The following is a 24,545-nucleotide window of genomic DNA, read 5'->3' as shown; positions in this document are numbered from 1 at the left end:
GGCTCAGGCCGCCAGGTAGGCGTCGTCGAGGTTGAGGTAGTTGAACTTGTTGAGGGTGGCGCCGTGCACCTTGGCGCCGGCCACCTCGACGAGTCCGGCGATCGCCAGGTCGATCACGAATTCCTCGTCGAGCAGGGTGTCGGTGATCTTCTGGTAGAGCGCCTTGGCCTCGTCGCTGTCGCTGTCGGCGCGCTTCCAGGCCTGCTGGACGGTCTCGGTGTAGGCCGGGGAGGTGAAGCGGGAGCTGTTCTTGGCCTCGTTGAAGGGGTAGGCGCTGACCGCGAGGGTGGCGGGGTGCAGCTGGGCGAAGCCGTGGCTGAGGGTCCACAGCGCGGGCATGGACTGGGCGATCAGCTGCTTCTGCATGGTCGGGGAGTCGGTGGGCTGCAGCACGGTCTCGATGCCGACCTGCTTGAGGTCGTACTGGACGATCTGGGCGATGGCGGTGGACTCGGGGGTGTTGGAGTGCGCGAACGGCAGCGTGATGGTGCCGGTGATGCCCGCCTCCTTGAGCAGGGCGCGCGCCTTGTCGGGGTCGTGCCGGTAGCGGCCGGCGTTGGCGTCGCTGTACGCGGGCGAGGACTTGGGCCAGGGTGCGGCGGAGACCAGGCCGTAGCCGCCGAGGGCCTGCTGCACCAGCCGCTCGCGGTCGACGGCCCAGGCGATGGCCTGCCGGACGCGCTTGTCGCCGACGTGCTCGGCGGTGACGTTGGCGCCGACGTAGACCGCGCCGGAGCCGGTGTCGTACGGGGTGATCCGGAACGCCGGGTTGCCCTTGAGGGTGGCGACGTCCTTGCCCTGGATGCTGTAGGAGAGGTGGCTCTGACCGGTCTTCAGCGAGGAGAGCAGCGATTCGGCCTGCGGGATCACCCGGATCTCCACGCCGTCCAGGTACGGGCGGCCGGGGTTCCAGTACTTCTCGTTGCGGACCAGGGTGACCGAGGAGCCGGGGTTGCGCTTGGTCAGCAGGTACGGACCCGTGCCGATGAACTGCTTGCCCGCGAGGGCGTCCTCGACGGTCGCCGAGTCGGCGATGATCATGAACTCGAAGAGGTCGAAGAGGTTGCTGACCGGGTGGGCGAGGACCAGGGTCAGCTCGTGGTCGCCGTTCTTGCGGAAGTCCGTGACGGCGGCCGCGGTCGCCCTCAACTGGGCCGAGCGGGCGGGGTTCTGGAGGTTCTTGACGGCGAAGATCACGTCGTCGGCGGTGAACTTCCGGCCGTCGTGGAAGGCGACGTCCTCGCGCAGCTTGAAGGTGATGCTCTTCCCGTCCGCGCCGAGCTGCCAGGAGGTGGCCAGCTCCGGCTGCGGCTGGAGCTTGTCGTCGTACCGGGTCAGCGTGTTGTAGACGAGGCGCTGTACCAGCGTGTTGGCGCTCTGCGCGAACAGCAGGCTCGGGGTCAGGTCGACGCCGGTCGCCACGGAGAGCGTGCCGCCCCGCCGCGGCGAGGCCGCGGCCGTGTCCGCCGTCGTGTCGGCGGCCGATCGGCACGCCGCGAGGGTCACCAGCCCGCCTCCCGCCAGCGCGGCGCGCAGCAGGGTACGGCGGGAGAGCCCGGACGACGGCGTGGACGGGGTGGTGGCAGCCATGACGGCCCTTTCAGGTCGGTTCGTTGCGGGGTGGGAGAAGGGGGAAGGGGCGCCCGGTGCGGCCGGCCCGCGGCCGCACCGGGCCTTGAGCGACTAGGAGTGGGCGGGCTCCAGCTGCTCGGCCGGGACCAGGCCCGGGACGGCCGGCGGCTCGGTGGGCTCCAGCAGGCGGCTCGGGGTGCCGTCGACGCCGACCGGCAGGTCGCCGTCCAGGGTGATCCGGCGCACCAGGCGCGGCTGGTCGCCGTAGTCGTTGACCGCGTAGTGCTGGGTGGCGCGGTTGTCCCAGATCGCCACGTCGCCGACCTTCCAGTCCCAGCGGACGGTGTTCTCCAGCCGCTCGACGTACCGCTGGAAGATGCCGATCAGGGCGCGGCTGTCGGCGCCCGAGACGCCCTGGATGCGCTGGGCGAACGCGCCGAGCAGCAGGTTGCGCTCGCCGGTCACCGGGTGGACCCGGACCACCGGGTGCTCGGTCTTGAACGCGGTGGAGACGAACACCTTCCGGAACAGCTCGGCGACCTCGCGGTTCTCCGCCAGCTCCGGGGTGAGCGCCAGGCTCGCCGCGTAGTCGTAGTCGTTGGTGTGCACCGCCCGCAGGCCGTCCGCCAGTGCCTTCAGCGGCTCGGGCAGGTCCTGGTAGGCGGCCGCGGTGTTGGCCCACACCGTCGAGCCGCCCGCCTCCGGCAGCTCCAGCGCCCGCAGGATGGACGCCTTCGGGTAGGACGGCACGAAGGTCACGTCGGTGTGCCAGTTGTTGGCCCGGACGCCCTTGGTGGCGTCCAGTTCGAAGATGTAGCGGCCGTCCGCACTCGGTACCGTCGGATGGCCGACCGGCCGGCCGAGCAGGCGGGCGAACGCCTCCTGCCCGGCGTCGTCCAGGTGCTGCTGGCCGCGGAAGAACAGCACCTTGTGCCGGTACAGGGCCTCCTCCAGCGCCGCGACGGTCCCGGCGGACAGGTCACCGCCCAGACGGACGTCGTGGACGATCGCGCCGATCCGGCCGGCGGCGGGGGTGGTACGGAGGTCGACAGCGGTGGTCATGGCATGGCTCCTCAGGAGACGGCGCCCGGTTCGGGGCGTACGGGGGTGCGGGGTGTGGCGGAGGGCGGCACGGAACGCCACGGCGGCCCGCACGGCGGGCGGCAGGGCAGTGCCGGGGAAGGAAGGGCGGCGATCCGGAACGGACGTCAGAGACGGATCGCGCAGGCGCAGCGACAGCAGGGGAAACAGGGACAGGCGGCACGGACGGCGGCGTTCATCGTTCCCCCTTTCGGCTGGTGGGCTGCGGTTGACCGCCATCCTGGGGAACGCCGGCGGGCCCTGTCAAACACCATCTCGCCTGGTGGGAACGGGTATTGCGCAATGTTTCGCCATGTTGCGGACCATGGCGGTCCGATGTCCGCCGGCCCTCGGCCCTTGCCCGACGGCCCGTCACCTCCCTAGCTTCGGTGGTGCACGGACCGCCGTCGGCGGCACGATCCGCCGCTCCGTCGGGCCGGTCCCGGTCGTGCCGGCGCCCGCGCGACCCCGACCCGCCCAGGAGCCCCCGTTGACCCGCCCGCAGGACCTCGTCGACCGCGTCGCCGTGGTCACCGGCGCCGCCCACGGCATCGGTGCCGCCGTCACCGCCGAACTGGCCGCCCGCGGCGCCCGGATCGTCGCCGTCGACGTCTCCGGGTACGTCTCGCGGCTGGCCGAGCCCGGCCTGCTGACCCCGCTCCGCGCGGACGTCACCGACCCGGGCACGCCCGCGCTCGTGCTGGCCGCCGCCGCGGACCTCGGCGGCCCGGCCTCGATCCTGGTGCAGGCCGCCTACGAGGGAACGCCCGCGCCGCTCGGGCAGACCGACGAGTCCTGGCACCGCACCTTCGACCTGGTGCTCTCCGCCGCCCGCCGCCTGGGCACCGCCTTCGTCGCCGCCCGCGACCCGTCCGGCCCGGCGACCATCGTCCACCTCGCCTCCCCGCACGCGCACGGCGCCGTGCCCGGCTTCGCCGCGTACGCGGCCGCCAAGGCCGGGCTGCTCGCGCTGACCCGGGCCGCCGCCGTCGAGTGGGGGCCGCTCGGGGTGCGCTGCAACGCGGTGGCGCCCGGCTTCGTCCCGGTGGAGCGCAACCGCGACGTGTGGAGCGACCCGGAGCTCGGCGACGCGCTGCGCAGTGCCTCGCCGCTCGGCCGGTTCGCCACCGTCGGCGAGGTCGCCCGCGCGGTGGCCTTCCTGGCCTCCGAGGAGTCCTCCTTCGTCAACGGTGCCTGCCTGGCCGTGGACGGCGGGATGGCGGCGATGCTCCCGGAGGCCCTGCTCCGCTGAGCCCCGCGGGCGTCAGGCCCGTCGCGGGTGTCGCGCGTGCCACGGGCCTCGCGGGCCTCGCGCCGCCACGGGCCTCGCGGGCGTAACCCGTGTCCTCCGGCCGGTCAGCGGGTAGCGTGATCCCACCCGCCGTCCCAACTACCCCGGAGACCGCACGTGTTCGCCGAAGTCGCCGACTCCGCCCGCCTCGCCCTCGGCGAGGGGCCCGTGTGGGACGCCGCCGCCGCGCAGTTGCGCTGGATCGGCATCCCCGACCGCTGCGTGCTCAGCCACGACCCCTCCACCGGGCACACCGTCCGCACCGAACTCGACACCGTGCCGGGGACGTTGGCGATCGGCGCGGACGGCGGCGCGGTCCTCGCCACCGAGCGCGGCTTCGAGCGCCTCGACCTCGCCACCGGCCGCACCGACCTGCTCGCCGCGGTCGAACCCGACCGCCCGGACCGGCGGATGAACGACGGCAAGTGCGACCCGTACGGGCGCCTGGTCGCCGGCACCATGCAGTTCGACGAGCCGCGGCTGCCCGGCCCGCTCTACCGCCTCGGCGCGGACGGCGGCGTGTCGGCCGTCCTCGACGGCCTGGCCATCCCCAACGGCCTCGCCTGGCCCGAGCCGGACCGCCTCTGGTACATCGACACCCCGACCCGCCGGATCGACCTGTTCGCCTACCCCGAGCACGGCCCGGTCGGGCCGCTGATCCGTTCGATCGACGTCTCCCGCATCCCGGGCATGCCCGACGGCATGACCCTCGACGCGGACGGCAACCTGTGGGTCGCCTTCTGGGACGGCTGGGCCGTCCACTGCCTCTCCCCCGCCGGCCGCGTCCTCGCCACCGTCGAGCTGCCCGTGCCCCGCCCGACCAGCTGCACCTTCGGCGGGCCCGGACTCGACACGCTGTGGATCACCACCGCCACCAGCTCCCGGCACCCCGCCTCCGGACTGCTCTTCCGCGACGCCCCGGGCGCCAAGGGCCTGCCCGCCCAGCTCTGGTCGGGCCCCTCCGATGGCTGACGAGGAGTTCCGCCATCCCCGGCTCGCGGCCGTCTACGACCTGCTCGAACCGGACCGCGGCGACCTGCTCCCCTACCGGGACCTCGCTCTCGGCCTCGGTGCGGGGCGCGTCCTGGACATCGGCTGCGGCACCGGCTGCTTCGCGCTGCTGCTGGCCGACCACGGCCTGGACGTGGTCGGCGTCGACCCGGCGGACGCCTCCGTCGAGGTGGCGGAGCGCAAACCGGGCGCCGCCCGGGTCCGCTGGATCCGCGGCGACGTGACGGCCCTGCCGCCGCTGCGGGTCGACCTGGCCACCATGACCGCCAACGTCGCCCAGGCGATCGCCGCACCCGAGGCGTGGCAGCGGACCCTCCGGGGCGCCCACGACGCCCTGCGTCCCGGCGGGCACCTGGTGTTCGAGACCCGCGACCCGGCCGCCCGTGCCTGGGAGACCTGGAACCGGTCGGCCACCCACCGGGTCGCCGACCTCCCGGACGTCGGCGCGGTCGAGTACTGGGTCGACCTGCTGGCCGTGGACGGGCCGCTGGTGACCTTCCGCTGGACCTACCTCTTCGCCGCCGACGGGCAGCGGCTCACCTCCGAGTCGACCCTGCGGTTCCGCGAACGCCCGGAGGTCGAGGCGGACCTGACGGCGCAGGGGTTCCGGCTCCTCGACGTCCGGGACGCCCCCGACCGGCCCGGCCGCGAGCTCGTCTTCCTCGCCCGCCGGGCCTGATCACCCCGCCGGGTCTGCTCACCCCACCGCGCCGTGCCTCACCGCGCCCGCGCGATCAGCGCGTAGCGCTCGTCGGTGACCGGACCGCCCCACAGCACCGGCCGGTCGCCCAGCGGTTCCACCCGGAGCCCGGCCACCAGCGGGCGGACGGCGTCCGCCAGGTCGGCCGCGCCCACCCCACCGTTCCACGGCAGCCGCTCCGCCCCGGCGACGTACGGGTCCGGCTCGGCGGCCTGCGCCCAGCGGCCCTCGACCAGGACCAGCGTCCCGCCCGGGCGCAGCCGGTCGACCCAGGCGCGCAGCGCGGCGAGCGGGTCGGGCAGCGTCCACACCAGGTGCCGGGCGAGGACCGCGTCGAACTGCGCCCCGCCGGTCGGCGGCGCCGAGGCGTCCCCGACCAGGAAGCGGCCCGGGAGACCGGCGGCGGCGAACTTGGCGCGGGCCCGCTCGACCATCCGCGGCGCGAGGTCGACGCCGGTGACCCGGTGGCCCGCCTCGGCCAGCAGGCGCGAGAGCGAACCGGTGCCGCAGCCCACGTCCAGCACCTCGCGCGCCCCTTCCACCCCGCCCGCCCCGCCCGGCAGCCAGTCGGCCAGGCACTCCGCCCACGCCGTACGCGTCGCCTCCTCCCGCAGTCCGTGGTCCGGCTCCTCGTCGAACGCCTCGGCAGCAGCGTCCCAGTAGGCCCTGATGGCAGCAGATTCGGTCATCCGCCGATCCTCCCAGCCGGCGCTGACAGCCCCTGTCCAATCGACCCTACTGAGCGGTAATCTGCGGGCCCGTCCACTGCCAGGGGAGCGCCGTGACTCCTCCCCGGCGTAAACGCCGGGGCTTCTCGCTAAGCCGGGTTGGCGTCGCGACGGACCAGCCCGGCCCGTAGAACGTTAATGGCTCCCACGGTGTCGGCGTGGGCCGTGTGGCCACAGCTGGCGCAGTGGAACTTCTCCTGGGTGGTCCGGTTCTCCGCCGCGACGTGCCCGCATTCGGGGCAGGTGCGGGAGGTGTTGCGGGGGTCCACGGCGATCACTTCCCGACCGGCGCTTTCAGCCTTGCTGGTGAGGATCGTGAGGAACACCCCCCAACCGGCATCGTTGATCGACTTGTTCAGCCCGGCCTTGGCTGCCACGCCGTTGGGCAGGAAGCTGCCCGGCCGGTCGGGGTCGGGCTTGGGGCCGGGGGCCTTGACCATGTTGCGGATCTTGAGGTCTTCGTGCGCGATGAAATCGTGCTCCCGGACCAGACCCAGGGCGGTCTTGTGTGCATGGTCAAGGCGTTGGCGTCGGACCTTGCGGTGCAGGTCGGCAACGTGTTGGACGGCCCGTCGGTGGTTGGCGGTGCGCTTGTCCCGGCGGACGCGGGGGAAGCGGGCGAGCGCCTGCTGTGCGGCTTCGAGCTTCGCGGCGGCGGCGCGGGCGTGGCGGGGGTTGGGCACGAATGCGCCGCCCGAGTCGGCGAGGAAGTTGGCGATGCCCAGGTCGATGCCGACCGCGGAACCGGTCTTGGGCAGCGGCTCGGGCTGCGTCTGCTCGGCGGTCAGGATGACGTACCAGCGCTTGCCCTCGCGCTTGACCGAGACGGTCTTGACCTTGCCGACCACGGGCCGGTGCCGGTGGACCTTGACGTGGCCGACGCCCTGGAAGCGGACGCGGGTGACGGGGCCGTGCGGGGTGGAGTCCCAGCGGCATCCGTCGCCGTCCTTGGGGAAGTCCACCGTGTCGAACCAGTTCACTCCCCGGAATCGGGGGTATCCGGGCGTCTCAGCGGATTTGACCCGGCGGAAGAATGCCGCGAACGCCTTGTCCAGACGGCGGAGCGTGGTCTGCTGCGAGGAGAACGACCAGCGGCCCTGACGCTCCGGGTCGAACGCCCGGATCTCCTTGAGCTGCGCGGACTGCATCCCGTACGTGATCGAGGTCTTGGAGACGTGCCGCCAGGCGTCACGGCGCTCCTGCAAGGCCCCGTTGTAGAGCGAGCAGTGATCGCGCAGCATCTCGGCCAATGCTTGCTGCTGGCCCACGGTGGGCCGCATCAGGAACTTGTACGCACGGATCATCCAGCCCACCCCCCTTCGGTCCGGCCTTCGAAGACCATACTACGCTTGGTGCATGTCGCCACGCTGGGAACCGGACCCCGATATACGGCGGGGAAACCACGTCGTTCACCACCTGCACGTCCACTTGGTGTTCGTCACCAAGTACCGGCGCGATGTCTTCGACGACGCCATGCTGACCAGGTGCGAAGCGATCATGCGCGACGTGTGCGAGAGCTTCGGCGCCCAGCTGCGCAAGTTCAACGGCGAGGGCGATCACGTCCACCTGCTGGTGCACTACCCGCCGAAGGTATCCGTCTCCAAGCTGGTCAACAGCCTCAAGGGCGTCAGCTCCCGCTACCTGCGCGCCGAGTACACCGGACGCATCAACCGGATCGGCATGGGGTCCGTCTTCTGGGCACCCTCGTACTTCGCCGGCTCCTGCGGCGGCGCACCGCTGAGCACCGTCAGGGAGTACATCGAGAACCAGAAGCGCCCGACCTGACCGTCACCCCGGAGACGCAGCGAACTCCGCCGCTCCGCGCCTCCGGGCCAAGGACCGCATCCCCGCCCGGCCCAAAGGCCGGGATTCCCTGCGAAGATCAAGGGATGGGCACCGCCACGACCTTCGACCCGGCCACCGAGCACGCGCGCACCCGCGCCGCGCTCGCCGCGGTGATCGACCGCCTCGTCCGCCTCCTCGACGCGGTCCCCGACCGTGACGCGGCCTCAGGCGTCCCCCACTGGACGATCGGCGACGCGGGCGCCCACCTCGCGGCCGTCCACCTCGGCTTCAGCGCCGTCGCCGCCGACGAGCCGATGGACTGGGACGCCCTCGTCCCCGCCAGCGACCTCCCGTTCCAGCGGCGCATCGCCGACGTCAACGCCGTCGCCATCCAGCTCTTCGACGCCGAGCAGCGGGCCGCACTCGGCGCACACATCGCCGACCGCGGCACCCTCTTCCTGCACGCCACCGCCGAACTCTCCCCCGACACCCCGCTCCGCACCCCCTGGTACGGCCCCGACCAGCACCTCACCGTCGCCGCGGCGACCGGCCTGCTGCTCAGCGAGTCGCTCGTCCACGGCCTGGACATCGCCCGCGGCGCCGGCCTCCCGTGGACGATCGCACCCGAGGACGCGAGCCTGGTCCTCGGCCAGGCCATGCCGACCATGATGCCGCTCGCCCTCGACCCGGACCGGGCCGCCGGCGTCAGCGTCGCCTTCGACCTCGTCCTCAAGGGCGGACCGCGCCTCGCGATCGTCGTCGACGACGGCCGCGCGACCGTCACCCGCGACGCCCCGCCGCGCGCCTACGACTGCCGGATCACCGCCGACCCGACCGCCTTCCTCCTCGTCTCCTTCCGCCGCACCCCGATGTGGAAGGCCGTCGCCACCGGCCGCATCCGCGCCGGCGGCCGCCGCCCCTGGCTCGCCCCCGACCTCAGCCGCCTCATCTCCGCACCCTGACCTGCCGTCCGCCCACCTGACCTCAGCTGACCCCCCGTCCGCCCGGGTGTCGCGTCGCCCCCGGCCGGTACCTGCGGGGATAGGCTCGTGACGGTGTGGAAGCGGACGGTGACAGGGGTGACGGCGGAGGCGACGGCCACCGGAGAGGTGAGCGGGGTCCGGCGGCCGTCGGAGCCGGCGCGGCTGGTGAGCGTGCTGCTGACGGTGGTGGCCGTGATGTGCGTGCTGCTGCCCGGGTTGCAGGGCGCGGCCGCGCCCCGCGCGGCGGTCGAGCTCGGTGTCGGCCCGGCGCGCGCCGGGATCGGACAGGTGCTCGGCGTGCTGGTGGTGGTCGCGGGCCTGTTCGCCGCGGGCCCGGCGGCGGACCTGTTCGGTGCCCGCCGCGTCCTCGCCTGGTCGCTGGCCGCACTCTGCGCGGGCGGCCTCCTGCTGGTGGCCGCCTTCGACCCGTGGTCGTTCAATCTCGCCCGGGTGCTGGTCGGGATGGCGGTCAGCGCGGCGTTCGTGGTGTGCCTGGCGTCGGTGCCGGAGCGGCATCTGCCTGGCAGGATCGGCCGGGTCGTCGGCGGCGTGCTGGCGGCCATGGGGCTGGCGTTCTTCGCGGTGTCCAACCTGGCGGCCCGCCTGGTCGACCAGGTCGGCTGGCGGGCCCTCGCCGCGGTCGTCCCACTGGTCGCCGCGGGGCTGGCGCTGGCCGTCCGCCGCTTCCTGCCGCCCGCCGACGTGCCGCGCGCACGCCCGGCGGAGGTCGCGGCGTTCACCGCGGTGATGCTGCCCGCCGTCGCCCTGACCGTCGCCGCGCTCCAGCTCGGCCCGGCCCGCGGCTGGACCGATCCGTGGGTGCTGGCGGCCGAGACGGCGGGGCCGGCGCTCGCGGTGGCGGGCTGCGCGGCCCTGCGGGCTTCGGCCCGGCGCCGCCCGCGCGCCTGGCGGGTTCCGGTTCCCGAGACGTTGTCGGCGACCGCGGCCGCCGTCGCGCTGGGGTTCACCGAGGTCGTCCTGGTGCTCGCCGTGCCGGCGCTGACGACCGCCGCCGGCGCGCCGGCGTGGCAGGGGCTGCTGGCGGTGTCGGCGTTCGGCCTCGGTACGGCGGCGGCCGGCCTGCTCGCCGCGCGGCGGGGCGTCTCCCGGGTCGCCGCCGCCTCGCTCGGCCTGCCGCTGGCCGCCGTGGGGATGGTCCTGCTCCACGCGCTGCCCTCGGGCGCCACGGCGGCGGCGGCCGTCGCGGGGGTGATCGCGGCCCTGGTCGGCTTCGGCACGATGCTGGCCCAGGTGCCGCAGGCGACGGAGTTCCTGGCGGCGCTGCCCCGGCAGTGCCGGACCACGATGTGCGGCCTGTATCCGGTGGCGCTGCTGCTGGGCACGGCCGCCGCCGCGGCCGTGCCGCACGCCTCCACGGTGCTCTCGACGGCCGGGCATGCCGGGGTGCACGAGCTGATCTGGGTGGGCACCGTGGTGGCGGGCGCGGCCGCCCTCGCGCTCGGGAAGCGGACCGTGGTCCTGGCGGTCGCGGGCGCGGCCGGCGTCCAGTACCTGCTGCTGCGCGGACTGGCCGGCGCCGACCACGCCGACCGCCCGTGGGCGATCACCTCGGTGATGGCGATCGGCCTGGCCGCTGGGGCCGCCGCCTGGATCCGCGTCCGGCAGGCCGACCGGCTGGCGACCTCCCGCGCCTCCGCCACCGCCCTGCAGCGCGCCGTCCTGCGCGACGTCCCGCCCCGCCTCGGCGACCTGCGGCTCGCCTCCCTGTACGAGCCGGCCACCGCCGACACCGGTATCGGCGGCGACTTCTACGAGGCGCTGCACACCCCGTACGGGGCGCGGATCCTGCTCGGCGACGTCCGCGGCAAGGGCCTGCAGGCGGTGCAGACCGTCACCGACCTGCTCGGTTGCTTCCGCTCCCAGGTCCACGAGACGCCCGACCTCGGCGAGCTCGCCGCCCGTCTCGACCGGCAGCTGGTCCGCGCCGCCGTCACCCGCGAGGACGAGGAACTGTTCGCCACCGCGCTGATCCTGGAACTCCGCGACGGCGACGACCAGCTCGCCGTCATCAACTGCGGCCACCTCGCCCCGCTCGCCGTCACCCCCGCCTCGACCGCCGAACTCGCCGTCCCCGCGCTGCTGCCGCTCGGCTTCGGCGTCCTCGGCGACGGCGCCGCCCCCGCACCCGCCCGGATCCCGCTCCCCGCCGGCACCACGCTGATCCTGCACACCGACGGTCTCAGCGAGGCCCGCAACGCCTCCGGCGAGTTCTACCCGCTCACCGAACGCCTCGCCCACGCCCCGTCCGCGGCCCCCGACGACCTGGTCCGCTTCCTCACCGCCGACGCCCGCCAGTGGACCCACCAGCTCGGCGACGACATCGCCGTCATCGCCCTCGACCGCCGCCCCGCCCGCTGAGGATTGCATCCGCCCCCGCCGGGCAGCCGCCCCCTCGACGGGACACGAGCGCGTACGGAGGGAGCCGGCCCATGCCCAGGGACACGGACGTGGTGGTGATCGGCCTCGGCGCAGTCGGCGAACACGTCGGCGGACGCCTCGCCGAGGCCGGACTGGACGTGGTCGGCGTGGAGGCCGAACTGGTCGGCGGCGAATGCCCGTACTGGGCGTGCGTGCCGAGCAAGATGATGCTGCGGGCGGCCGACCTGCTCGCCGAGGCCCGCCGGGTGCCCGGCATCGCCGGCTCTGCCACCGTCACCCCGGACTTCGCCCCGGTCGCCGCCCGCGCCATCCTCGAGGAGCCCTCGCCCACTACCTCCTCTGAGCACCCTGCCGTGCCCAAGGTGTCTTCGGACGGGGGAAACCCTGGATCATGGCCGGCCGCCCAACTTCCCCACCCCGAACGGTGGCATGCGCGCCCCTGGCCGAGCACCCGCCTGCGAACCACCGACCCGATCGAGTCGACCTCGTCGAGTCCGCTCGGGCCCGCCGGCGGTCCGTCAACGGTGCCCGTCCCGTTCCGGCCGCGCTGTCTCCGTCCGGCCCGCTACTCCGGGATCCGGGCACGTAGGGCCTGCATGGACCACTCGAGCACGGGGACCAGATTTTCCGGAGCAGGCCAGCCGTTGACCACTGCGAGCAGGTCCGCGTACCGCTGCCTGCGGGGGTCGTTCGCGGGCTCCAGCCGGGCCAGCAGCCGCCTGCGGAGCCCGACGTCGTCAGGGCGGCCGACGATATGCGCGTAGTGAGCTGTCAGCGCCGCGACGGTCGGATCGGCCTGGGGCGATGTCGGTGCGATGCCGGCTACCAGTGCTGGGCCGACCAGCTCGCGGACGGCCGCGACCTGGTCGCGTCGCAGGATCGCGGTGTCGCCACGGGAATGCTCGGCCGCCTGGTTCTGGGCCATCCGCCGAACGCCGGCGCGAAAGTCCGGGTCCTGGGACAGCTCGGCCAACTCCACCCAGGCTCGGACCTGCTCGGTCTTGGGGTTGTCAGGCAACTCGGGGGTCATCGAGTGCCTGGCCCCGGCGAATCGGGGGTCGGCATCGAGACCGCCGAAGACGGCGTCGAGGAAGTCGCTGATCAGGCATCGGCGTTCGTCCTCGGAGAGCTTGGCCAGCTTGTGCATGAGATCCATCTCCTCAGGGGTGGCCCCGCGCTCGGCCACCGCCGTCAGCACCGCGCGCCGCAGGCTCAGGGTGCTGATCTGCGCCGCCAGGGCTTCGGCGTGCGCTGCCGCCACCTCGGGAAGCGAGAGCTCCCGGTCCACGACCTTCCGGATCGTGGCAAGGTCCAGTCCCAGGTCACGCAACGTACGCACCAGGTCCAGACGTGCGACAGCTTCGATGTCGTAAAGGCGGTAGCCGGCCGGGCTGCGATCGGTCGGCACCACGATTCCGCAATCGGAATAGAACCGAACGGTTTTGACCGTCAGCCCGGTCCGCCGAGCCAGGTCACCGATCGAATAGAGCGTGTCGCCGTCCATGCCCTCAGCTTTGCGTCTCCCCCTGCTGGAGACTCAAGCCCGTCGGCCGGCAGCGGCAGATCGACCCTCGTTCAGCAGTCCCGCCGACTACTCGGCGGTTTCTCTGCGCCGCATGTGCAGATGGCCGTCGCGCGGGAAGGCGGGCGGCGCAGCGGCCAGGACTCTGTCGAAGTCGTACCGGCTCTTCTCCGCCACCCGGCACGAGGCCAGGTTGTCCACCTGATGCAGGAGTTCGAGCTGCTTCAGCCCATCGGGCCCCAGGGTGTCGAAGGCCCAACCGGTGAGAGCCTCCAGGGCCCGCGGCGCCACACCTTTCCCACGGGCGTGCGCCGCGGTCCAATAGCCCACCTCCGCGGACGGTTTGCCGGGGAACGCCTCCTTGAGGACGACGTTGCCCACCAACTGCCCGTGCGACGAACCGGGGTGCGATTCGAGGACCGCGAAGCCGAGCCTGCCTCCCGTCGCCCAGCCCCGCTGCTCGGTCTGGACCCACCGCATCGCGTCGGCTTCGTCCTTCACGACGGAGCTGCTCCAGCGGCGCAACACCGGATCCTGGAACACCCCTACCAGCGCGGGAACGTCCTCCGTGCACCAGGGACGAAGCAGGAGGGCGGGAGCGGTCGGTATCGCGGCCGCATGCAGTACGACGGTGTTGTGCATCAGTCGATCGTATGCGAGAGGGCTCACCGTCGAGGCAGAATCAGAGGGGTGAGCGACTCTCTCAGCGAGGCATGGGACTTCCTGACCCAGGCAGCAGCCGAACAGGACGACGGCTGCCGGATCCCTGGCCGTTCGTGGGTTCCGCCCATCCTTGAGGACCTGGTCCTCGCCGCGAGAAACACCTCGCTGAGCCGCTACTACCCGTTCACCAGCCATGCGAGGCTCCGGTTCAGCACAGGCCCGGAGTCGTGGATCGGCAACGGGGACGACCTCGCCGTCGGCATAGCACTCGTCCCTGAAGGCCGCTATCTCGTCTGCACCCAGGCATCGCACGACGCGCCCGTCTTCGTACGACTCGAGACCGCCGACGCCGACGAAGCGGCCGCCATGGCCGAACACCTGGTGAACGCCGGTAGCTGAGCTCAGCCACCGGGCCACGGCCCCACGCCCGTTCACGGAACAGCGGTCGGCGCCTCGTCCTTTCGGACCGCTGCGGTCCGGCCGCGCAGCCGCTGATCTGCCTGGACCTGGCGACCTCCCCGATGGTCTCCGCCCGGGGCCGCCGCCCGTGATCCGCACAGGCCCGGGCCGCGTCCCGCGCGGATCGGGCGGCCATGACTGTGAGGGCGAGACCCACAGACTGATCGCACCCGCTGCGTGCCCTATCCGTACGGGTTGAGTGCCCAGAAGCGGACGGTGTCGGTGCGGCGGTCGAACCACAGGTTGGTGGTGGAGGGGCCGTTGCCGTCGCGGTCGAGGTCGTTCGATCGGATCCACTGCGGGTTGTCCGGCCCCTCGCCCTTGAGCGGCTTCTCGAACCACGAGGAGAAGTCGTCGGCCGGCCCGTCGGAGACGAAGGCGTGGGCCGCCGTCAGCTCGGCGAGCTTCCCCGGTGCCAGCCGGGCGAAGCCCGAGATCACCAGCTCCGGTGACGGCACGCCCTGGTCGTTGTCCCGGCTGCTCACCCACTTGGCGTCGGTGAGCGGGCCCAGCAGCGGGAACGCCCGCTCCAGCGGCGCGGTCTCGGTGTGCCAGTCGCCCTCTGCGCCGCTCGCCACCTGACGCAGGGCCCACCACGCGGGTAGGACCGCCAGCCCCGCCCCGATCCCGATCAGCTTCCGCCGCTCCAACGTGTCCCCCTCATGCCTGACTTCGGGGGGCACCTTATCCGGTACGAGCGCCTCGCCCGAGCCACCTGTTGACCAGGACCACCTGCACGTCCTAGCTGCGGTGCGGTTCCCAGCCCGTCGCCGTGGCCCACTCCTCCGCCATCACCACGACCAGGTCGACCACCGGGTCCTTGACGTCGGCGTAGTCGTCCAGGTCGGCGAGGGCACCGGCGAGCACCGTCTTGAACTGCGCGTACGCGGGCACCGCCTCGGGGTGGGCGCGGAACCAGTCGCGGAACAGCAGCGCCAGCCGCTCGTTCGGCGACCCGACGAGCCGCACGTGCAGGTTGCAGTCGGGGCCCGCACCGGCTTCGCCCCGTCGCGACCAGTACCGCTTGGCCCACCGCTCCGGGTCGTCGTCCCGTCCGGCCGGCACGTGGTCGTACCGGTACGGCGAGAGCCGGAACCCGCGTTCGACCAACGGCCCGTCGAACGCCGCCTCCGCCGCCGCGAGGTCGGCGACACTCACCTGCAGGTCGAGGACGGGCTTGGCGGCCATCCCGGGGATCGCCGTGCTGCCGATGTGATCGACGTGCACGGCGAGCGGCCCGAGCACGTCGCGCAGCCCCTCCGCGAGCGTGCGTCCGCCGAGCTCCCACAGCGGATCGGGCTCGACCACGACGACCTGCTGCCGGATATCCGATGCCACCCGCGCGATCCTAGCCTGCTCACCGACCGACATCTCCGCGCCTCGCCTGCGACACCCCGCTCGTCCTCGCAGGTGCAGGTCGTACGCTGCCGGAATGATCTCCCCGTCACCCGGCCCGCTGACCGTCGAGGCCGCCGCCGCACTGCAGCGCCACCTCGGTACCGAGGTCCGGCCCGGCCTCAGCGAGCAGGAACTCGACACCGTCGAGGCCCGGTTCGGCTTCCGCTTCGCGGCGGACCATCGGACCTTCCTGTCCGCAGGGCTCCCGTCGGGCTCCCCATCCTGGCCGGACTGGCGCGACGGCGACCCGGACGACCTGTGGGAGCGTCTGCGCGCACCGGTCGACGGTGTCCTGTTCGCCGTTGCGCACAACGGCTTCTGGCACCCCCTGTGGGGGCCGCGACCGGAGGACACCGGGGAAGCCCAGCGCGTGGCACGGGCGGAACTGGCCGCCGTACCCCGGCTGGTCCCGGTCTTCGGTCACCGCTACCTGCCGGCCGGAGCGGGCGACCACGGCCACCCCGTGCTCTCGGTCCACCAGACCGACATCATCTGTTACGGCGACGACCTCGCCGACTACCTCGCGTTCGAGTTCACCGGGCGGTCCCGCAGCAGCGCCCGGCCGCGCTCCCGGGTCCGCTTCTGGTCGTACGTCGTCCACCGCGACGAGAGCACGTTCACCACGCCGCACGACCCGTACGAGCGGTCCGCCGCCGACGCCGTCGAGCACCTGCGCATGCTGGCGCTGGAACGCCGGATCGGCCGTCTGGTCCCGGACGAGCAGTTCGTCCAGACCGGGCTGGTCGCGCTGGTGCTGGACGTCGAGGCACCCTCCCTGCAGAGCCTCGCCACCCTCAGCCCCGCCGAATTCGGCACCGCGCCCGCCCTCTTCGACCGGGTGCTCGGCGAACTCGGCATCACGAGCGCCATCCCCACCGACGACGCCGAGGTGCGCTGGGAGCTCGTCCGCTGGTGGCTCCGACTGATCGTCACCGGCAGCGCGTCACCCGCCACCGGCGCCGGGGCGGTCGTGCACGACGGCTGGGCGGCGCTCGGCCGGCCCGACGTGCTCCAGCCGCTCGCGAATCTGCTCGCAGCCGCGGACGCCGCCGATCACGCCGCGCGTCGGCAGGCGTCCGACGCCGTCGTCACCGAGGCCGAACGGCTCCTCACCGGCTCCTGGCCGCCCCGCTCGGTCTGACAACTCCGTTTTCTGGTTGCACCACGGGCGGCGGGGTCCGTACGCCATAGTGGGGGCAGGGGAGTTGACTCTGGGGGGAGTTTTCATGATCGAGCAGGCGTACGTCCAAATCGGGGACGTGACGACCCCGACGGTCGCGACACTGCGGGCTCGGATCTCGCAGGCGATCGACGCCACGGTGGCGGCCACCGCTCTCGACCGTCTCAAGGTCTGGTTGCAGATGCCGACCGATTCCACCTTCTTCAACGGAGTGCTGGACAAGCTGTGCGGCGAGCGCGCCAAGGACCTGGGCGAGCGGTTGAGCCCCGGCGCAGGGGGGCTCTACGAGCCGGGGGATCTGTCGGCGGCGGTGGAGATCGCGCCCAAGTGGGCGGGGATCAGCACCATCCTGCACGGCGACCGCGCCGTGACCCTCAACGGTCCGACGGGGCACGTGGCCGGATCCAAGAGCACGTTCCACAACAAGCAGGGCACCGGTTTCCACGTGATCCTGCTCCTGGCCACCGGGCAGGAGCCCGGCGGGCGCTCGTTCTTCCTGGGTCTCGACCCGGACGTCAGCGCCACGCCGGAGTCCCGGAACGCGTGGATCCCCGTCGCCCTCGGCGGCGCCGGCACCGTTGCGAAGGTGTCGGCGTTCACTGACGCGAAGTGCAACCAGGTGATCAAGGCCATGATCCTCGGCAACTCGCCGGACGGATTCGGCCCGCTGGTCCGCAAGTACTACGTCGACACGACGGCGTCCTTCCCGGCAATCAAGCGCGCCTGAGCGTCGCGGGCCCGCCCGTTCGGCGAGCGCACCGGCGGCAGCGTCCTGAACCGCTGCCGCCGGGCGCACTCACCAGCGCAGGCGGTCGGGTGCGGGGAGGCCCGCCATCGGTGTGTCCTCCCAGGTGTAGACCTCCAGGTTGGACAGGTACCCGTCGTAGGCGAACACCATCGCACCGCCGATCTCCTGCCCTGCGGCGTCGAGCACGATGGCCTCGGCCACGGGTTGCCCGGTGACGGGCGCCGATTCCACGGCTGCCTCGGTGTGACTGAGCACCGTAGATGGCCACGGCTTTCACCGTAGTTGGCCAGATGTCGGACGACGTCAGAACGTCAGTGGGTCGCGACGTGAGATGTCAGTGATCGGCGACATGAGGCACGAGAAGTGACGATCACAAGGACCAGCCGTGCGGCAACATGCTTCTCAGGTCTACCTGGCGCCCGCCCATGCGGGGACAGTCCCCCAGGGGACGCTCGCCGAGGGTCGAGAGGCGCAGGCTCAGTGCAAGTCGCAGGAGGCCATGCAGCCGGACCGGCCGGGCTGGGCGTCGTTCGCGGTCGCCCCCAAGAGCATCAGGGCGAGCACGATCACCGCCAGCACCACGACCATCACCGTTCCCGGTACGTCGCGTCCGCCGTTCGGTCCGTCGGCCACCGTGACCACCTCCCCGCCGTCCTTCCATGAGAGGGGCTGTGGGGGTGTGCGGTCAAGGGGGCGGTCAGGCGGAGAGCCGGCGTTCGGCCTCCCCTTCGCGTCCGCCTTGCCGGACGACATCCGGTTCAGCGAAACGACATGAAGTGTCAGCGGCGCGGGTTATCGGTGCGTCACCAGGCCTGCCGCCGATCGCGGTTGAGTCGCAGGCCGTGCCGCAGCCGAGCGCGCGGTACGGCCTGTCGCCAGCCACTGACAGTTCGCTGTCGTCCGACACCAGACCTCGCGGCCGTGAGTAGCACAGATGCATTCGATCTTGGCCAAGTAGCCTGAAAACTTTGGCCATCTACGGTGCTCAGTCACACTCGGCCGGGCCGAAGTCGAGGCTGGGACACGGGCACGGGCATCCGCCGGTGACCCTCAGGTGGGGGATCTGCGCCCGCAGGGCACGGTGGGCCGGCGTGTCGTCCCGAAGGAGTGCCCGCAGGAGTTCGACCGCCTCGGGCGGCACACGGTCACGGGTCGAGCTGTCGTCCATTCCGGAAGCCGATCATCCTCCGTCCGGACGCGTCAACCGCGTTCGTCGCGTCGTCGCGTCGTCGCGTCGTCGCGTCGTCGGTGGCGGAAATCCGCTGGTCGGCCGTGGCGCCGGGGTGATCTGATGCCGCCATGGCCGGAATGAGCATCACCGTGTGCCTGCCTCCGTCGGCGGCCGACCGGGTGGAGGAGGCGGTTGCGGAGGCGATGGCGCCCTTCGAGATCGACTACGCGCGCGGCGAAGACCTGGACATCTGGGACGCGTGGCGGATCACCGGCGGCACGGTGCATGGCGGTGGGTTCCCTGTCGTGACCGGTGCGGAGAACGACGTCCGGCTGATTCACGAGATCCCCAGCCGCTTCCTGTCGGTGCAGGAGGTGGCTCCCAACGACTTCGGGTGGTGCGCCGGCGGGCCGCGCGGGCTGCTCGACCTCTCCGCCTCGTACGAGCAGGCGGTGGAGCTCGCCGACGCGGCGTGGCTGCGCTGGCGGGAGCTGGCTCGCGACCTGCCGGCGCCCAGTCCCTGGCAGGCCTTCCTCGCCCGTCATGACGCCGCACCGCTGCTGTACACGTCCCAGCACGCGTCGGCGGACTACTGGGCGCAGCCGCTCGTGCGGGCCTTCACCGCGTACGTGGAGACGCTGCCCGTCGCGGGCTTCAGCTTCTGGTTCCTGCGTCCGATGGATCCGGTCGCCCGGATCGGGTCCACTCCACGCGAGGAGTTCGTCGCGAAGGCGGCGGCCTGGGCCTTGAACCGGCGCAATGTTCTGACGCTGGAGGGCTGGTGGCACGAGGACGGCGGTGCGGGCGTCCACGGCCGCTGCGACACGCCGGCCGCCTGCCCGCACGCGCCGGACGTGGCGGCGGGTCAGGAACACGTCGACGCGTACCTGAAGGCGCTTCCGGACGATGTCCTGCTGGTCAACGTCCACTGTCACGTCTGAGCCGTGCAGCAACGCATGAAGGAGTTCCCTGTGTTCGCCGTGAGGACGTCCGGGACGGAGGCGGCCGTCGACGGCGACCGTGTCGAGTTCCGGCTGCTGGGCAAGCGTGGTGTCGGCGGGCTGGTGGCGGCCCGTCCGGTCGCTTCGGGTGTGCGGTCGCGTGCGGTGCTGGAGGTGCACCGGAACTACGGCGGTCAGCGGGCTGTCGCGCTGGTGGGCGGCGAGTACGTGCCGGGCGAGGGCGAGCGGATGGACTGGCGGGTCCGGTACTGGGAGACGGTCGGGCCGGCGCCGCTGCCGGGGCTGCTTCCCGGGACGCTGCTGCCGGGCCTGCCCGAGGGGCTGGACCATGCCGCGGTGCACGGGCTGCAGCCGTACCTGGACAGCGGCGCGCTGCCGGCCGGGAGGCTGGTGGTCGACCGGGCGGGGTACGACCGGGAGTCGTCGCCGCTGCTGTTCGCGAAGGCGACCGGGCTGCTGCTGCATGTCCTGCTGGCGGGTGCCTTCGGTGTGCCCGTCGAGCCGATCGTGGCCTCGTGGGTGGAGACCGGCCGGGTTCCGGCGTCCCTGCCGTCGGCCTGAACCCGCCACCGGCGCGGCCTCGGGGTCAGCCGGTGCGCGTCCTGTCGGCGGCGCCGGGGCGCGGGACGCCGTCCACCGCGAGGCAGATGCCGTAGACCCGGTCGTGGCTGGTCCAGCCGTTGACGCGGCCGCGGTTGTTGCTGATCTGGACGCGCTTGCGGGCCGGGGCGACGGACGACACCAGGTGCAGGTAGACGGTGCCGGCGACCTTGGCGAGGACGATGTCGCCTGGGCGCAGCCTGGTCGGGTCGGCCGGGGCGACGGCGACGAGTTGGCGGCTGCGGATGAGCGGCACCATCGACGTGCCGGTCGGTCGGAATTCGACGGTCGCGCCGGCGGCGACGCGTGCTGCGACTGCGTTCAATGCGCCCATCGGACGATCGTGCCGGAGCCTGCCTCTGCGGTTCCAACGGTTTTCCGGTCGGGGTCGACCGGGTCACCCGGAGGCGGCGGGGAGGCGGGCGGCGGTGCGGATCCAGGCGCTGTACGCGCCGATGTTGACGAAGCGGGAGCCGCTGTTGCCGTCCGCGCCGGGCTGTTCGGGGACGGCGGTGATGCCGAGCAGGGTGTCGCCGGCGATCAGCGGGTTGCCGTCGTCGCCGCGGCGCAGGTGGGCGCGTTCGGGGACGGCGCACAGTTCACCGGCGACGGTCGGGACCGCGGAGACCGGAGCCGGGCTGACCTGAGCCGGGGTGGTGGGCGCAGCCGGGGCCGCGACCGGACGCGGGGCGACCGTGGGCGGGCTGACCGGACGCGGGGCGGTCGGAACCGGGGCAGCCACAGCACTCGGAGCCGTAGCGGCCACGGCGGCCGGGGCGGCGGCGCAGACGGTGCGCGGGACGACGGTGACCCGGGCCGCCCGGAGCTTCGGCGAGCGGGAGGTCTGGGTGCTGGTCGCGCCCCAGCCGGAGACGGTGGCCGTCGTGCCCGGGGCGGGGTCGGTGCCCTGCGCGGGGAGGGCGACCGCCCGGAGGCCGTCGCCGAGTGCGAGCGGGGTGGACAGGGTGAGGACGGCGACGTCCGCGGCCCGGGTGGAGGGGTCGTACCCGGGGTGGACGGCGACGCCGGCAACCCGCTGGCGCAGGCCGCGCGCCGCGGGGTCGCTCCCGTCGGCCTTCCGCAGGACGGTGCCCACGCTGACGGTGAGCGCGGCGGTGGACATCACGTCGGCGCAGTGGGCGGGGGCGAGCACGCTGGACGGGCCGAGGACGCTGCCGGCGCAGATGTGCGCGCCGCGGTACTCGACCGCCACCTGGTACGGGTAGTGCGCGGCGTCGGCGTCCCAGCCGCCTTCGATGGCTGCGGCGGGCCGGGCGGGTAGGACCGTCCCCGCCACGGCGGCCACGACCGCCGCCCATCGAAGCCCCGCGTGTACTCCGCGCATCGCTCACCCCTACGGCTGCCGGTACGAACCCGCCGGTCACCATCTGTCCCCGGCGGGCACCTCCCGGCATGTCCGTCGGTCGCCGCTGTCACCGCATCGGCCGCGAAGTACCCCGGTTCGGACCCATGGGCGGCCCCCGTCGACGGGGTTCGGAAAAATCTTCGGCGTGGATGTCGATCCCGGCGTCTTCCGTTCGACGCATGGTTGAGAGGCGGGGAACGGCCCCGTCCGGACGACCGAGGAGCGACACCATGCCCCGATTCATGACGCTGATCCGTATCGACGAGAAGGCGGCTGCCGATTTCGAGTCCGACCCGGGTTTCGAGCAGCGGATGGGTGCCCTGTTCGAGGAGATCACCAAGGCGGGCGTGATGCTGGAGACCAACGGGCTGAAGCCGACGGCGGAGGGTACCCGGCTGTCCTGGCAGGGCGGCAAGGTGAGCCTGACGGACGGTCCGTTCACCGAGACGCGTGAGGTGGTCGGCGGGTACGCGATCATGCAGTGCAAGGACATGGCGGAGGCGCAGGAGTGGACCCGCCGCTTCCTGTCCACCCACCCGGAGAGCTGGGAGGTGGGCGCCGAGATCCGGCAGATCGACGAGATGCCGACCCCGCCCGGCAACTGACCTTCCGCGCCGACGCCGACGCGAACCCGACGCGAACCCGAGGCTGACGCGACGTCGGCGCGACGTCGGCGCGTCGGGTTTGCCCCGCTCCGCTCACGGCTGCTCTGATGGGTGGCCGTGACGGAGCGGGACGCGGCGGTTGCGGTCGAGACGGTGTTCAGGATCGAGTCGGCGCGGATCATCGCCGGCGTCACCCGGATCGTGCGGGACGTCGGGATCGCCGAGGAGATCGCGCAGGACGCGCTGGTCGCGGCGCTGGAGCAGTGGCCGCGGTCCGGCGTCCCGGACCGGCCGGGTGCGTGGCTGATGACCACCGCCAAGCACCGGGCGGTCGACCTGGTGCGCCGCAGGGAGACGTACGCCCGCAAGCTGGCGGAGGTCGGCCGGTCGTTGGAGGACGTGCCGCCGCCGGAGCCCGCCGACGTGGACGACATCGACGACGACCTGCTGCGGCTGGTCTTCACCGCCTGCCACCCGGTGCTGTCGGCGGAGGCCCGGATCGCGCTCACCCTGCGCCTGATCGGTGGCCTGACCACGGCGGAGATCGCCCGGGCGTTCCTGGTGCCGGAGCCGACGGTCGCCCAGCGGATCGTCCGGGCGAAGCGGACCATCGCCACCGCCAAGGTGCCCTTCGAGGTGCCGTACGGGGCGGACCGGGCGGCCCGGCTGTCCTCGGTGCTCGAAGTGATCTACCTGATCTTCAACGAGGGGTACGCGGCGACCGCCGGCGACGACCTGCTCCGGCCGGCTCTGTGCGAGGACGCGCTGCGCCTGGCCCGGGTGCTGACCGGGCTCGCGCCGGACGAACCGGAGGTGCACGGCCTGGCGGCGCTGCTGGAGTTCCAGGCCTCGCGGCTGGCGACCCGGACCGGTCCGGACGGCGAGCCGGTGCTGCTCGCCGACCAGAACCGGGCCCGCTGGGACCGGCTGCTGATCCGCCGCGGGGTCGCGGCGCTGGGCCGGGCGGGCAGCGGACCGTACGCCGTGCAGGCGGCCATCGCCGGGTGCCACGCGACGGCGGCCCGGTACGAGGACACCGACTGGACCCGGATCGCCGCGCTCTACGGCCGGCTCGCCGTCCTCACGCCCTCGCCGGTGGTGGAGCTGAACCGGGCCGTCGCGGTGTCCATGGCGGAGGGGCCCGAGGCGGGGCTGACGCTGGTGGACGAGCTGGCGCAGGCCCCCGCCCTGCGCGGGTACCACCTGCTGCCGAGCGTCCGGGGCGACCTGCTGGAGCGGCTCGGACGCCCGGCGGAGGCCCGCGCGGAGTTCGAACGGGCGGCGGCGCTGGCGGGCAACGCGCGGGAGCGTGCGCTCCTGCTCGACCGGGCGGCCCGGCTGACACCCCCGCGGCCGTAGCGCAGCCGTCGCGACCCTCCCAGCCGGCGCAGCCACGGCGCCCGTCGCGGCCCGACCCGCCGTCACAGCCGGCGCAGCCACAGCACCCGCCGAAGCATTCCCCGTCATCTCTGCCGTCTCTGCCGTCTCTGCCGTCTCTGCCGTCGAGGCCGTCCGTGTCGTGACGGCCGGCGCGCCGGGGCACGACGCGCCGGGCGCGGCGGGTCGCCGGTGGCGGGGTGTCACCAGTGGCAGGGTGGGGTGCACGACTCGGGAGAAGGAGTGTGACCGTGAAGGTGTTCCAGATCGGTGCCGCCGGTGGCGTCGGACGCCCGCTCGCGCGGCTGCTCACGGCGGGCGGCGACACGGTGTCGGGGATGTACCGGGCGCCCGGTCAGGTCGACGCGGTCCGGGAGACCGGCGCCACCCCGGTGGTCGGTGACCTGGTCGCCGAGACGGTGGACGAGCTGGCCGCCAAGCTGGCCGGGCACGACGCGGTGGTGTTCTCGGCGGGCGCGCACGGCACCGGGCCCGACCAGACCACGCTGATCGACGGCCGGGGGCTGGAGAAGGCCGCGGACGCCGCCGCCCGGGCCGGGGTGAGCACCTTCGTCCTGGTGTCGGTCTTCCCGGACGCGGGCCGGGACCGGGAGACCAACGAGGGCTTCGAGCACTACATGCGGGTGAAGAAGACCGCGGACGTGTACCTCTCCGGCACCGACCTGGACTGGCTGATCGTGCGTCCCGGCACGCTCCGCGACGGCGGCGGCACCGGCCGGGTCAACGCCGGGCTGGCGGTCGAGTACGGGGACGTGCAGCGGGAGAACGTCGCCGCGTTCATCGCGGCCGCCCTGCACCAGCCGGCGCTGCGCCGGGTGATCGTCGAACTCACCGACGGCGACACGCCGGTGGCCGACGCGGCGGCCCACCTGGCGGCCGGCGGCGGCGCCTGGTCCTGACCCCGCCGTAGGGCACGGGCACGG

At 73.2% G+C, this 24,545-nt stretch carries 26 protein-coding genes; 14 read left to right on the top strand and 12 right to left on the bottom strand.

All coding sequences use genetic code 11. From position 1 onward, the window contains the following. Positions 1 to 3: 3 nt before the first annotated feature. Together ACGFX4_RS10065 and ACGFX4_RS10060 are read right to left on the bottom strand one after the other, a co-directional pair. The gene (locus tag ACGFX4_RS10065; protein ID WP_393071523.1) at positions 4 to 1,590 is read right to left on the bottom strand and encodes an ABC transporter substrate-binding protein; all 1,587 of its coding nucleotides are present in this window, start codon (positions 1,588 to 1,590) and stop codon (positions 4 to 6) included. 93 nt (positions 1,591 to 1,683) lie between these two features. Further along, positions 1,684 to 2,634, bottom strand: a complete 951-nt coding sequence (locus ACGFX4_RS10060; protein ID WP_393071522.1) for a TauD/TfdA dioxygenase family protein — start codon at positions 2,632 to 2,634, stop codon at positions 1,684 to 1,686. A 508-nt stretch (positions 2,635 to 3,142) separates the two neighbouring features. Between ACGFX4_RS10060 and ACGFX4_RS10055 the strand changes: the two genes are divergently transcribed. The 3 genes from ACGFX4_RS10055 (at position 3,143) to ACGFX4_RS10045 (ending at position 5,633) form a co-directional block, all read left to right on the top strand. Further along, complete coding sequence (locus ACGFX4_RS10055; RefSeq protein ID WP_393071521.1) at positions 3,143 to 3,904, top strand: SDR family NAD(P)-dependent oxidoreductase; 762 nt, start codon at positions 3,143 to 3,145, stop codon at positions 3,902 to 3,904. A 156-nt stretch (positions 3,905 to 4,060) separates the two neighbouring features. Further along, the gene (locus tag ACGFX4_RS10050; protein ID WP_393071520.1) at positions 4,061 to 4,915 is read left to right on the top strand and encodes an SMP-30/gluconolactonase/LRE family protein; all 855 of its coding nucleotides are present in this window, start codon (positions 4,061 to 4,063) and stop codon (positions 4,913 to 4,915) included. Beyond that, positions 4,908 to 5,633 carry a class I SAM-dependent methyltransferase gene (locus ACGFX4_RS10045; RefSeq protein ID WP_393071519.1) on the top strand — a complete coding sequence of 242 codons (726 nt, stop codon included), beginning with the start codon at positions 4,908 to 4,910 and terminating at the stop codon, positions 5,631 to 5,633. The genes ACGFX4_RS10050 and ACGFX4_RS10045 overlap by 8 nt, the downstream gene beginning before the upstream one ends. Positions 5,634 to 5,671: 38 nt before the next feature. Here ACGFX4_RS10045 and ACGFX4_RS10040 read toward each other — a convergent pair whose 3' ends face one another. Next, on the bottom strand, positions 5,672 to 6,343 hold the full coding sequence (locus ACGFX4_RS10040; RefSeq protein ID WP_393071518.1) for a class I SAM-dependent methyltransferase: 672 nt from the start codon (positions 6,341 to 6,343) through the stop codon (positions 5,672 to 5,674). A 128-nt stretch (positions 6,344 to 6,471) separates the two neighbouring features. Beyond that, on the bottom strand, positions 6,472 to 7,686 hold the full coding sequence (locus tag ACGFX4_RS10035; protein WP_393071622.1) for an RNA-guided endonuclease InsQ/TnpB family protein: 1,215 nt from the start codon (positions 7,684 to 7,686) through the stop codon (positions 6,472 to 6,474). Between the two features lie 52 nt (positions 7,687 to 7,738). Here ACGFX4_RS10035 and tnpA point away from each other — a divergent pair, with 52 nt between their 5' ends. From tnpA to ACGFX4_RS10020, 3 genes are all read left to right on the top strand, one after another. Then, positions 7,739 to 8,167 carry an IS200/IS605 family transposase gene (tnpA, locus tag ACGFX4_RS10030; RefSeq protein ID WP_393071517.1) on the top strand — a complete coding sequence of 143 codons (429 nt, stop codon included), beginning with the start codon at positions 7,739 to 7,741 and terminating at the stop codon, positions 8,165 to 8,167. Between the two features lie 104 nt (positions 8,168 to 8,271). Continuing rightward, positions 8,272 to 9,129 carry a maleylpyruvate isomerase family mycothiol-dependent enzyme gene (locus ACGFX4_RS10025; RefSeq protein WP_393071516.1) on the top strand — a complete coding sequence of 286 codons (858 nt, stop codon included), beginning with the start codon at positions 8,272 to 8,274 and terminating at the stop codon, positions 9,127 to 9,129. A gap of 87 nt (positions 9,130 to 9,216) precedes the next feature. Further along, positions 9,217 to 11,529 carry an MFS transporter gene (locus tag ACGFX4_RS10020; RefSeq protein WP_393071515.1) on the top strand — a complete coding sequence of 771 codons (2,313 nt, stop codon included), beginning with the start codon at positions 9,217 to 9,219 and terminating at the stop codon, positions 11,527 to 11,529. Between the two features lie 586 nt (positions 11,530 to 12,115). Here the strand turns inward: ACGFX4_RS10020 and ACGFX4_RS10015 are convergent. Next, the gene (locus ACGFX4_RS10015) at positions 12,116 to 13,054 is read right to left on the bottom strand and encodes a MerR family transcriptional regulator (protein WP_393071514.1); all 939 of its coding nucleotides are present in this window, start codon (positions 13,052 to 13,054) and stop codon (positions 12,116 to 12,118) included. Between the two features lie 87 nt (positions 13,055 to 13,141). Beyond that, a complete protein-coding gene (locus tag ACGFX4_RS10010; protein WP_393071513.1) occupies positions 13,142 to 13,714 on the bottom strand; it encodes a GNAT family N-acetyltransferase in 573 nt (190 codons plus the stop codon). A 48-nt stretch (positions 13,715 to 13,762) separates the two neighbouring features. Here ACGFX4_RS10010 and ACGFX4_RS10005 point away from each other — a divergent pair, with 48 nt between their 5' ends. Then, positions 13,763 to 14,134 carry a hypothetical protein gene (locus ACGFX4_RS10005; protein ID WP_393071512.1) on the top strand — a complete coding sequence of 124 codons (372 nt, stop codon included), beginning with the start codon at positions 13,763 to 13,765 and terminating at the stop codon, positions 14,132 to 14,134. Between the two features lie 242 nt (positions 14,135 to 14,376). Here ACGFX4_RS10005 and ACGFX4_RS10000 read toward each other — a convergent pair whose 3' ends face one another. Continuing rightward, the gene (locus ACGFX4_RS10000) at positions 14,377 to 14,844 is read right to left on the bottom strand and encodes a hypothetical protein (RefSeq protein ID WP_393071511.1); all 468 of its coding nucleotides are present in this window, start codon (positions 14,842 to 14,844) and stop codon (positions 14,377 to 14,379) included. Between the two features lie 91 nt (positions 14,845 to 14,935). Continuing rightward, positions 14,936 to 15,532: a GrpB family protein gene (locus ACGFX4_RS09995; protein WP_393071510.1), complete on the bottom strand. Its 597-nt coding sequence runs from the start codon at positions 15,530 to 15,532 to the stop codon at positions 14,936 to 14,938. Between the two features lie 94 nt (positions 15,533 to 15,626). On the opposite strand from ACGFX4_RS09995, the gene ACGFX4_RS09990 reads away from it, so the two are divergent. Further along, positions 15,627 to 16,733: a hypothetical protein gene (locus ACGFX4_RS09990; RefSeq protein ID WP_393071509.1), complete on the top strand. Its 1,107-nt coding sequence runs from the start codon at positions 15,627 to 15,629 to the stop codon at positions 16,731 to 16,733. An 85-nt stretch (positions 16,734 to 16,818) separates the two neighbouring features. Next, positions 16,819 to 17,499, top strand: coding sequence for a hypothetical protein (locus ACGFX4_RS09985; RefSeq protein WP_393071508.1), 681 nt, complete (start codon positions 16,819 to 16,821; stop codon positions 17,497 to 17,499). Positions 17,500 to 17,568: 69 nt separating this feature from the next. Here ACGFX4_RS09985 and ACGFX4_RS09980 read toward each other — a convergent pair whose 3' ends face one another. Both ACGFX4_RS09980 and ACGFX4_RS09975 read right to left on the bottom strand, forming a co-directional pair. Further along, a complete protein-coding gene (locus ACGFX4_RS09980) occupies positions 17,569 to 17,721 on the bottom strand; it encodes a hypothetical protein (RefSeq protein ID WP_393071507.1) in 153 nt (50 codons plus the stop codon). Between the two features lie 276 nt (positions 17,722 to 17,997). Continuing rightward, positions 17,998 to 18,153, bottom strand: coding sequence for a hypothetical protein (locus tag ACGFX4_RS09975; protein WP_393071506.1), 156 nt, complete (start codon positions 18,151 to 18,153; stop codon positions 17,998 to 18,000). A gap of 675 nt (positions 18,154 to 18,828) precedes the next feature. Here ACGFX4_RS09975 and ACGFX4_RS09970 point away from each other — a divergent pair. Together ACGFX4_RS09970 and ACGFX4_RS09965 are read left to right on the top strand one after the other, a co-directional pair. Then, positions 18,829 to 19,632 carry a hypothetical protein gene (locus tag ACGFX4_RS09970; RefSeq protein WP_393071505.1) on the top strand — a complete coding sequence of 268 codons (804 nt, stop codon included), beginning with the start codon at positions 18,829 to 18,831 and terminating at the stop codon, positions 19,630 to 19,632. A 30-nt stretch (positions 19,633 to 19,662) separates the two neighbouring features. Then, positions 19,663 to 20,214, top strand: coding sequence for a hypothetical protein (locus ACGFX4_RS09965; protein ID WP_393071504.1), 552 nt, complete (start codon positions 19,663 to 19,665; stop codon positions 20,212 to 20,214). Positions 20,215 to 20,239: 25 nt separating this feature from the next. On the opposite strand, the gene ACGFX4_RS09960 is transcribed toward ACGFX4_RS09965, so the two are convergent. Both ACGFX4_RS09960 and ACGFX4_RS09955 read right to left on the bottom strand, forming a co-directional pair. Next, positions 20,240 to 20,587, bottom strand: a complete 348-nt coding sequence (locus ACGFX4_RS09960; RefSeq protein WP_393071503.1) for a S26 family signal peptidase — start codon at positions 20,585 to 20,587, stop codon at positions 20,240 to 20,242. Between the two features lie 63 nt (positions 20,588 to 20,650). Beyond that, complete coding sequence (locus tag ACGFX4_RS09955) at positions 20,651 to 21,598, bottom strand: serine protease (protein WP_393071502.1); 948 nt, start codon at positions 21,596 to 21,598, stop codon at positions 20,651 to 20,653. A 251-nt stretch (positions 21,599 to 21,849) separates the two neighbouring features. Here ACGFX4_RS09955 and ACGFX4_RS09950 point away from each other — a divergent pair, with 251 nt between their 5' ends. The 3 genes from ACGFX4_RS09950 to ACGFX4_RS09940 all read left to right on the top strand — a co-directional run bounded on the left by ACGFX4_RS09950 (position 21,850) and on the right by ACGFX4_RS09940 (position 24,521). Beyond that, on the top strand, positions 21,850 to 22,224 hold the full coding sequence (locus ACGFX4_RS09950; RefSeq protein WP_345701471.1) for a YciI family protein: 375 nt from the start codon (positions 21,850 to 21,852) through the stop codon (positions 22,222 to 22,224). 117 nt (positions 22,225 to 22,341) lie between these two features. After that, positions 22,342 to 23,583, top strand: coding sequence for an RNA polymerase sigma factor (locus ACGFX4_RS09945; protein ID WP_393071501.1), 1,242 nt, complete (start codon positions 22,342 to 22,344; stop codon positions 23,581 to 23,583). A 269-nt stretch (positions 23,584 to 23,852) separates the two neighbouring features. Continuing rightward, positions 23,853 to 24,521: an NAD(P)H-binding protein gene (locus ACGFX4_RS09940; RefSeq protein ID WP_393071500.1), complete on the top strand. Its 669-nt coding sequence runs from the start codon at positions 23,853 to 23,855 to the stop codon at positions 24,519 to 24,521. Positions 24,522 to 24,545 lie beyond the last annotated feature (24 nt).

The sequence above is a fragment of the Kitasatospora sp. NPDC048365 genome, assembly GCF_043200835.1.
Lineage (GTDB): Bacteria > Actinomycetota > Actinomycetes > Streptomycetales > Streptomycetaceae > Kitasatospora > Kitasatospora terrestris.
Note: the sequence above shows the minus strand (reverse complement) of the source record. Positions and strands in the feature narration are given on the sequence as shown.

Coding starts and splice junctions, on each gene's coding strand:
- ACGFX4_RS10065 (WP_393071523.1), bottom strand. CDS start 1,590: ATGGCTGCCACCACCCCGTCCACGCCGTCGTCCGGGCTCTCCCGCCGT.
- ACGFX4_RS10060 (WP_393071522.1), bottom strand. CDS start 2,634: ATGACCACCGCTGTCGACCTCCGTACCACCCCCGCCGCCGGCCGGATC.
- ACGFX4_RS10045 (WP_393071519.1), top strand. CDS start 4,908: ATGGCTGACGAGGAGTTCCGCCATCCCCGGCTCGCGGCCGTCTACGAC.
- ACGFX4_RS10040 (WP_393071518.1), bottom strand. CDS start 6,343: ATGACCGAATCTGCTGCCATCAGGGCCTACTGGGACGCTGCTGCCGAG.
- ACGFX4_RS10035 (WP_393071622.1), bottom strand. CDS start 7,686: ATGATCCGTGCGTACAAGTTCCTGATGCGGCCCACCGTGGGCCAGCAG.
- tnpA (WP_393071517.1), top strand. CDS start 7,739: ATGTCGCCACGCTGGGAACCGGACCCCGATATACGGCGGGGAAACCAC.
- ACGFX4_RS10025 (WP_393071516.1), top strand. CDS start 8,272: ATGGGCACCGCCACGACCTTCGACCCGGCCACCGAGCACGCGCGCACC.
- ACGFX4_RS10015 (WP_393071514.1), bottom strand. CDS start 13,054: ATGGACGGCGACACGCTCTATTCGATCGGTGACCTGGCTCGGCGGACC.
- ACGFX4_RS10010 (WP_393071513.1), bottom strand. CDS start 13,714: ATGCACAACACCGTCGTACTGCATGCGGCCGCGATACCGACCGCTCCC.
- ACGFX4_RS09990 (WP_393071509.1), top strand. CDS start 15,627: ATGATCTCCCCGTCACCCGGCCCGCTGACCGTCGAGGCCGCCGCCGCA.
- ACGFX4_RS09985 (WP_393071508.1), top strand. CDS start 16,819: ATGATCGAGCAGGCGTACGTCCAAATCGGGGACGTGACGACCCCGACG.
- ACGFX4_RS09970 (WP_393071505.1), top strand. CDS start 18,829: ATGAGCATCACCGTGTGCCTGCCTCCGTCGGCGGCCGACCGGGTGGAG.
- ACGFX4_RS09960 (WP_393071503.1), bottom strand. CDS start 20,587: ATGGGCGCATTGAACGCAGTCGCAGCACGCGTCGCCGCCGGCGCGACC.
- ACGFX4_RS09955 (WP_393071502.1), bottom strand. CDS start 21,598: ATGCGCGGAGTACACGCGGGGCTTCGATGGGCGGCGGTCGTGGCCGCC.
- ACGFX4_RS09950 (WP_345701471.1), top strand. CDS start 21,850: ATGCCCCGATTCATGACGCTGATCCGTATCGACGAGAAGGCGGCTGCC.